At 46.9% G+C, this 7,298-nt stretch carries 8 protein-coding genes and 1 riboswitch; of the genes, 4 read left to right on the top strand and 4 right to left on the bottom strand.

The features are described 5' to 3' along the window. Positions 1-583: NAD(P)/FAD-dependent oxidoreductase (locus tag WC259_RS06870; protein WP_372643813.1), on the bottom strand; the 583-nt coding region annotated here is incomplete at its 3' end. A gap of 140 nt (positions 584-723) precedes the next feature. Between WC259_RS06870 and WC259_RS06875 the strand changes: the two genes are divergently transcribed. Next, positions 724-960, top strand: a complete 237-nt coding sequence (locus WC259_RS06875) for a hypothetical protein (protein WP_372643804.1) — start codon at positions 724-726, stop codon at positions 958-960. On the opposite strand, the gene WC259_RS06880 is transcribed toward WC259_RS06875, so the two are convergent. Genes WC259_RS06880 through thiC form a run of 3 tightly spaced genes read right to left on the bottom strand, consistent with a single transcriptional unit; the run spans position 949 to position 4,125 of the window. Next, a complete protein-coding gene (locus tag WC259_RS06880; RefSeq protein WP_011309257.1) occupies positions 949-1,689 on the bottom strand; it encodes a CPBP family intramembrane glutamic endopeptidase in 741 nt (246 codons plus the stop codon). The two genes, WC259_RS06875 and WC259_RS06880, sit on opposite strands and share 12 nt — an antisense overlap. After that, on the bottom strand, positions 1,682-2,794 hold the full coding sequence (locus WC259_RS06885) for a site-2 protease family protein (RefSeq protein ID WP_078986845.1): 1,113 nt from the start codon (positions 2,792-2,794) through the stop codon (positions 1,682-1,684). The genes WC259_RS06880 and WC259_RS06885 overlap by 8 nt, the downstream gene beginning before the upstream one ends. Before the next feature lie 35 nt (positions 2,795-2,829). Continuing rightward, positions 2,830-4,125 carry a phosphomethylpyrimidine synthase ThiC gene (gene thiC / locus WC259_RS06890; RefSeq protein WP_011309259.1) on the bottom strand — a complete coding sequence of 432 codons (1,296 nt, stop codon included), beginning with the start codon at positions 4,123-4,125 and terminating at the stop codon, positions 2,830-2,832. Positions 4,126-4,176: 51 nt separating this feature from the next. Then, a riboswitch (TPP riboswitch) is annotated at positions 4,177-4,272 on the bottom strand. 80 nt (positions 4,273-4,352) lie between these two features. On the opposite strand from thiC, the gene rsmG reads away from it, so the two are divergent. From rsmG to tmk, 3 genes are all read left to right on the top strand, one after another. Continuing rightward, a complete protein-coding gene (gene rsmG / locus WC259_RS06895; RefSeq protein ID WP_034377006.1) occupies positions 4,353-5,060 on the top strand; it encodes a 16S rRNA (guanine(527)-N(7))-methyltransferase RsmG in 708 nt (235 codons plus the stop codon). Positions 5,061-5,279: 219 nt separating this feature from the next. After that, a complete protein-coding gene (locus tag WC259_RS06900) occupies positions 5,280-6,809 on the top strand; it encodes a R3H domain-containing nucleic acid-binding protein (protein WP_015407048.1) in 1,530 nt (509 codons plus the stop codon). A 2-nt stretch (positions 6,810-6,811) separates the two neighbouring features. Beyond that, on the top strand, positions 6,812-7,298 hold a 487-nt coding region (gene tmk, locus WC259_RS06905; RefSeq protein ID WP_372643810.1), incomplete at its 3' end, for a dTMP kinase.

Below are 7,298 nucleotides of genomic sequence, written 5' to 3' on the forward strand. Positions count from 1 at the left end.
AACCGAAATATCCCTGAGATATGGCTTTGCCGGTAAAAAGTGACAAATTGGACGGAATAGAAGTATCAACTTCGGCCTGAAGTCCGTAAGCGAAGTTATTTATTTCCCCCAGTCCGGTTGCCCGGCTGAGAGCAGTATTGTAACCTGCGGCCAGAACAACCGCTTTGGCGGTGAAAGACTGCCCTTCTTTGGTGGTTATGCGAAGCCCGTTTTCAATATATTCAATACTGTTTGCCTGAAAACCGAAGCTTGTTCGCACCCCGCAGTTAATTGCCTGTTGTAATAATTTGGCCTGAAAGCTTGCTCTGTCCAGCATTATTGCCTGCGGTGTATCCCGTTTGAGCAACAGCTTTTGACCGACGGGTGAATATACGCTTGCCTCTGAAAAATAATTTTGTATGTATTTGCCATCGAAGCCGTATTTAGAGGCGCACTCGGTGCTGATTATGCCTGTACAGCAAACCTGCTTTGCCGCTTCAGGTTTTTTTTCCAGTAGCCGTACTTCGTAGCCGCACTCGGCTAGACACTTGGCGGTATGCAGCCCTACAGGGCCTGCCCCTATTACCAGTACATCGGTATTCATAGTTACATTATCCGGTTTTTTAGCAAAAAAGACAATTGGCATATAAAACACAAAAGGGTATTGTGCTTAAAAAGTATTAAAGCTATAATGGAAGACAAAAGTATAGTATTATGCTTTCTAACTGGTTTTGAGGTGCGTATATGATAGTCACTGTAACCAGTGTGACCACTGCGACTGCGGCTGGTTTGGCATCTGTTATCGGCGGTGTTTCAATGGCAGCTCTGATAGTGTTTCTGATTGCCCGTGAAATGGCACTGGCCCGGAAGTCAGATGTTTCAATGAGGATTGCGCGTTACCTGCATATCAGCATTTTGCCGTTGTTTTTGGTAATGGGTGTTATTGTTATTACCAGAGTGCTGGAAACTCTAGCCCAGTAAAAGTGGCGCTATGGCAAAGAGTATTATATTGGTTAGCCCGTGAGCTATTGTTACACCCAGTATGGAACCGGTTTTTTTGACCAGATAGCCAAATACGAGTGCTACCCCAAAGACAAAAAATATATCCAATATAGAAAAAAACCCTATATGAAGCACGGCAAATATCAGGCTTATATAGATTATGCCTCTTGACCCGAATGAATCCAGTGCTGCTTTCTGTAAAACTCCCCTGAAAATCAGTTCCTCTACAAATCCGGTTGTGAGTAGTAGTATTATGCTGGGCAATATCAGATTACTCCAGCTTAGTGTTTCTGCAATAGCATCAGGTTTCAAGATAGCGTATTCGGCAAAACCCAGTCCTATACCTGTCAGTCCTATCAGTATCTGCACCGGTATTTTGCCCCAGATGAGGCCTATATCTTTTAAAGTGTATTCCAGCATTTTGGCTACCATGATAGTCGCTATCAGTAAAGGCAGGTAGATAATCGGATACCACCATATCTGGGGAATGTCTGAAAGCGGCATAGCCAGGCTTATTATCCGTATCAAGGCTACCAGCGAAAGTGCCAGAATAAGCCGGTCAGGATGAAAACGGTTAGTCTTGGCAACCTGTATGATGATGCTGAATAGAAGGACTGTATAGATGCCCAGACCTAAAAGAGGGTGGAAGGCTACTGTGACAATCTCGGCGGTGGTGATTATCAGCAGGTAAAACAGGGCACTAGGCATCCGTAAAGCCCTTTTCTGAGGCTTTATTCATATATGCTATAAGGCTGTCCAGAGTTATAAAACTTACTCGGGTATCTTCACTAGCTAGCCTGACTATTTCTATTTTATCTTCATTCATGCGCCGGGCAATATCCAGAGCATTTGTGTCTGATGGTATGACGGGTATTTCATTGATAGGCGTATATAATTCAGCCAGAGTAGACTTAAGGTTATCTTTATTTTTCAGGCTGTGCTGGTTTATTATACCCGCCAGTCCGTTTTCATCTTCAACCAGTATATAATCCCCGTTTGGTGTTTGGGTCAGATAGTCAGCAAAAATCTGGGTGGATTTGGCTCTGGGTATATCTGATGCTACCACTTCTACAGGAGTGACTCTTTTCAAAATCTGCTGTAAAGTATATTGGCGAAAGCTGTTACGGGCAGTATCAGATAAATACCAACCCAATAACCCCAGCCAGATGCCGGAAAGCCAGTCTTGGGTGCGTATCAGTATAAATACACCTGCCAGTATAAACAGATAGCCGAATATCTGGCCGGCTATGGTGGAAATACGGGTGGATTTAGCCAAGTCTTTGGTAGTTTGCCAGAAAACTGCCCTAAGAATACGCCCCCCGTCCAGAGGGAAACCCGGTATCAGGTTGAATACAGCCAGTATCAGGTTAATTTGAGCCAGCCAGTAATTCATTATAGCCAGTTCAGGGTTTTGGCCGTTGAGGTTTATATATAGTACATAAAATATACCTGACAGCCCCAGACTTGCGGCCGGACCGGCCAGTGCCATTTTAAATTCACTGCCGGCAGTTTCTGCTTCTTCACTCATATTAGCAGCACCGCCGAATATAAACAGGGTGATGCTTTTTACCTTCATCCCGTTAGCTTTGCCTACCAGACTGTGGGCAAGTTCATGGACAATTACCGAAGCAAAAAACAGCAGGCTGGTACAAATGCCCATAATCCAGAGTTGTAGATTGGTAGCATTATCCAGAGTATCAGGAAACACTTGGGTAGCTAGAAACACAGATACCAGACCGAATATGATAAACCAGCCGTAATGAAGGCGAAATTGGATACCGAAGAGTTTACCTATATTTATGCCCTGTTCCATATCACCTGACAATCTTTTAAAAAATATATCTTATGCTAGCACCGTGAGACAGAAACGCCAAGATGTTTTTCAGCCAGTTCCATGGCGCAAAAGTCTCCGCACATGCTGCAGGCTTTCCCTCTGGTTTTAAAACGGTCGCGGGTAACTCTAGCGTGTTCAGGGTCAAGTGAAAGCTTAAGTTGGGTTTCCCAGTCCAGTTTTTTGCGGGCAATGGCCATCTGGTGGTCCCGTTCAGCCGCCCCGTTGACCCCTTTTACAATATCGGCGGCATGGGCGGCAATGCGTGAAGCGATTACCCCGTTTCTGACATCTGTTACGTCCGGCAGAGACAGATGCTCAGCAGGGGTAACGTAGCACAGGAAATCCGCTCCGGCGGCCGCGGCAATAGCCCCGCCGATAGCTCCGGTGATATGGTCGTAGCCGGGGGCGATATCCGTAACCAGCGGGCCCAGCACATAAAAAGGAGCGTCTTCGCAGATGGATTTCTGCAGTCGTACATTGGCCTCTATCTGGTTCAAAGGTACATGCCCGGGTCCTTCCACCATTACCTGTACTTCAGCTTCTCTGGCTCTTTTTACCAGTTCGCCCAGCACCAGCAGTTCAGCTACCTGTGCCCGATCAGTTGCATCTGCAATACAGCCGGGACGCAGTCCGTCACCCAGACTCAGGGTGACATCATATTCCCGGCAGATATCCAGCAGACGGTCAAAATGTTCGTACAGCGGGTTTTCAGCGCCATGAAACACCATCCAGCCGGCAGTAAAAGTGCCCCCGCGGGATACTATATCTGTAAGTCTGCCCTGTCCTTTAAATGTATCTATTACCTGACGGGTGACCCCGCAGTGTACGGTTACAAAGTCCACCCCTTCTTTGGCTTGGGATTCTATGGCACCGAACAGGTCATCAGCCGTCATCTTTACCATAGCCCCGTAATGGTCTTTGGCTTCAACAGCGGCTTGATATACAGGTACAGTTCCCAGCGGCAGGCAGGTATTTTCCAGTATGGCCTTACGGATAGTGTTTATCTTGGGGCCGGTGGATAGGTCCATTATGGTATCGGCACCCACCATTTCGGCCATTTTCAGCTTTTCAACTTCACTTGCCACTGAACCAAAGTCTGTGGAAGTGCCTATGTTGGCGTTTACCTTGGTGGAAAGCCCCTTGCCTATACCGCACAGCTTCAGGTTTTTACGGAGTTTGTTGGCAGGTATTACAATATTGCCGTCAGCTATGCCTTTAAGGATAAACTCCGGCTGGAGTCCTTCAGTTTTGGCTACAGCTTCCATTTCGGGAGTGACGATGCCTTTTCGGGCTTGCTTGAGTTGGGTCATGATTTTCCCCTGAAAATAAATTAACCAAGGCAAAGCGTTAACTTTAGACCCTGGTCTCAAAGTTCGCTTCCCTACGCTCGCATTACCGAGTTCAGGTTTTAGGGTTGGCTATGTGCCTCTCAGCCTTGAGCACCCCTAGCGAGTTTATGTAAATCAATGATAACATGATTAATTTGTTAAATGCAAAAATAGAGCCTGAAATTTGGCTTTGTGATATATTACTATGCATGAATGAACTTGTTTACGGCTTATCTGCTCTGGGTATTTCTTTGAATTCTGTCCAGCTTGGGCAGTTTGAAACCTATTACCAAGAACTGGTGGACTATAACAGCCGGATAAACCTGACTGCCATTACCGAATATAAAGACGTCCAGATAAAACACTTTTTGGATTCTGTTTCATTGGTATTAGCTGGTATCAAGGGTGACGAAAAATTGCTGGATGTGGGCAGCGGAGCCGGTTTTCCCGGTCTGCCTCTTAAGATACTTTTCCCCGCTATACAGCTTGGATTGCTGGAAGCCACTCAGAAAAAGGCCCGTTTTTTAAGTGAAATTACTGTCAAACTGGGTTTATCCGGTGTTGAGATAATATCCCAAAGGGCGGAAGATACCGCCCAAAACCCTCTCTACCGCCAGAAATATAGTCTGGTTACCTCACGGGCAGTGGCAGATATGGCTACTCTAGCCGAACTGACTCTGCCGTTTTGTGCTATCGGAGGTCGGGTTATTGCCCCCAAAAAAGGTGATATTGAGGAAGAGATGGACAGAGCAGCTACCGCTGTTAAAAAGATGGGGGGGAGGGTTTTCAAAGTAATAAAAGTGGAACTGCCGGGGCTGGAAGACGGCCGTAAGCTGGTTTTGCTGGAAAAAATTTCAAATACCCCTGCTTTGTATCCCCGCCGGGCAGGAATACCGGCTAAAACCCCCCTGATTTAGCTTGTTTGGGGTATAATATAAATAGTAAAATACAAGCGGATAGTACAGGGGGCAATATCCCTCAGGGGAGATTAGATATAGAAGTCTTTGCTATCAAAGAAAATCTAGTCCAGATATTCCAAGGATTGGGTGCTGTCATGCCCCATACGGGTATAAAGCAGATAGAGCCCGATAAACTGATTTCCCTGAGGGGTTGGTAAAAAGATTACGGAGGCAGATATGCCTGAACTTTTAACTGATGACCTTAATGCTTTACTGGAGGTACTGCCTCCCCATATACGCCAGCCACTGACAGACCCTGCCAACCGCGAAAATCTCATAGAGATTGTTATGGATTTGGGGCGTACCCCTGAAGCCCGTTTCCCTGACCGTGAGATTATCCTGTCTGAGCGGGATGTTACCCAGGAAGATATAGATTATGTTTCTTCCCGTACCGGGGATTTTGGTGATGATAACCGGGCAGGTATTGAGCGTACCTTGCATCGCATTTCAGCCATACGTAACCGCAAAGGCAAAATAGTAGGTCTGACCCTTAGAGTAGGACGGGCGGTTTTCGGTACTATCAAAATTATCCAAGACCTTATCAAGTCAGACCAGAGTGTGCTAATGCTGGGCAGACCGGGTGTGGGTAAAACTACCATGCTCAGGGAAGTGGCCAGAGTACTGGCTGGCGACCTGAAAAAACGGGTGGTAATCGTGGATACCTCCAACGAAATTGCAGGAGATGGTGATATCCCCCACCCCGCCATCGGGCATGCCCGCCGCATGCAGGTACGCACACCGGATATGCAGCATGCTGTCATGATAGAGGCGGTTGAAAATCACATGCCGCAGGTGATTGTGATAGACGAAATAGGCACAGAGCTTGAGGCACTGGCCGCCCGTACTATTGCTGAACGGGGTGTCCAACTTGTAGGCACGGCTCACGGCAATGTGCTGGACAACCTGATGCTCAACCCCACCTTAAGTGACCTTATCGGCGGTATTCAGTCTGTTACACTGGGTGATGAAGAAGCCCGCAGACGCGGCACTCAGAAAACCATACTGGAACGGCGCGCCCCGCCCACTTTTCAGGTGATTGTGGAAATACAGGATAGGAATAAAGTGGCTGTTCACCCTGATGTGGGTGCGGCGGTAGACTCTATTTTGAGGGGTGTGTCCCCTTCTGCCGAAATCCGCTATCTTGATGGAAACGGTGAAGTGGTTATCAGCAAACAACAGCCCAGTGAAGAAAAGGTAAAATCCGCACCGGAAAGCCTGACTGTTTTCAGGGGTAAAGAACTGCCGATAATGTATCTTTTCGGGGTAAACCGCAGCCGAATGGAAGAAATTGCCCGTGAAATGCATCTGGATATCCAAATATCTGAACGCCTTGAGCAGGCACAGTTGATGGTTACTTCGCGGAATTACTACCGCAGTAAACCTCAAAGAGTACGTGATGCCGAAAATATGAATATACCTATATATGTACTTAAGAGCCATACTCCGGGGCAGTTCCAACAGCTTTTGGCTACTCTGAGCGGCAGAGATGTGGCTTATGCTGTAGAAAAGCCCCCTGAGATAGATGTAGCCATACATGAAGCCGAAGAAGCGGTAGCACAGGTTAAAACTTCCCACATACCTGTGGAGCTAAGTCCTCAGGGCGCATATATAAGACGGTTTCAGCATATTATAGCCGAAAAAGAGCATCTTTCCTCACACAGTTTGGGCAGGGAACCGCATCGCAGGGTAAGAATATCAAGGGGTTAAATATGTCTTTATTTATTACATTTGAGGGCGGAGAAGGCTGCGGTAAAAGCACCCAGTCCAAAGCTTTGTACCGTTATTTGAAAAAACTGGGGCTGGGGTGTGTGCTCACTCACGAACCCGGCGGTAGCAAATCAGGCGATAAAATAACCCGTTTGCTTAAATGGTCTAAAGAAGAACACATCTCACCACTTACGGAACTGCTTCTCTTCAATGCCTCACGTTCTATCCTTATAGACAATGTTATCAAACCTGCCTTGCAGGATGGCAAAATAGTTATATGTGACCGTTATACAGATTCTACTCTGGCATATCAGGGTTATGGGCGGGGACTTGATTTGGATACGGTAAAGTGTGTAAACAGTCTGGCAAGCGGGGGTCTTATTCCTGACCTTACTATCTGGCTGGATATGGATGACAAAGCTGCCCTGCTTCGCAAAGGTGGGTTGCCGCCTGACCGCTTTGAGAGTGAAAATAACGGCTTTCACCAGA

This window comes from Dehalococcoides sp. (assembly GCF_041654235.1).
Lineage (GTDB): Bacteria > Chloroflexota > Dehalococcoidia > Dehalococcoidales > Dehalococcoidaceae > Dehalococcoides > Dehalococcoides mccartyi_B.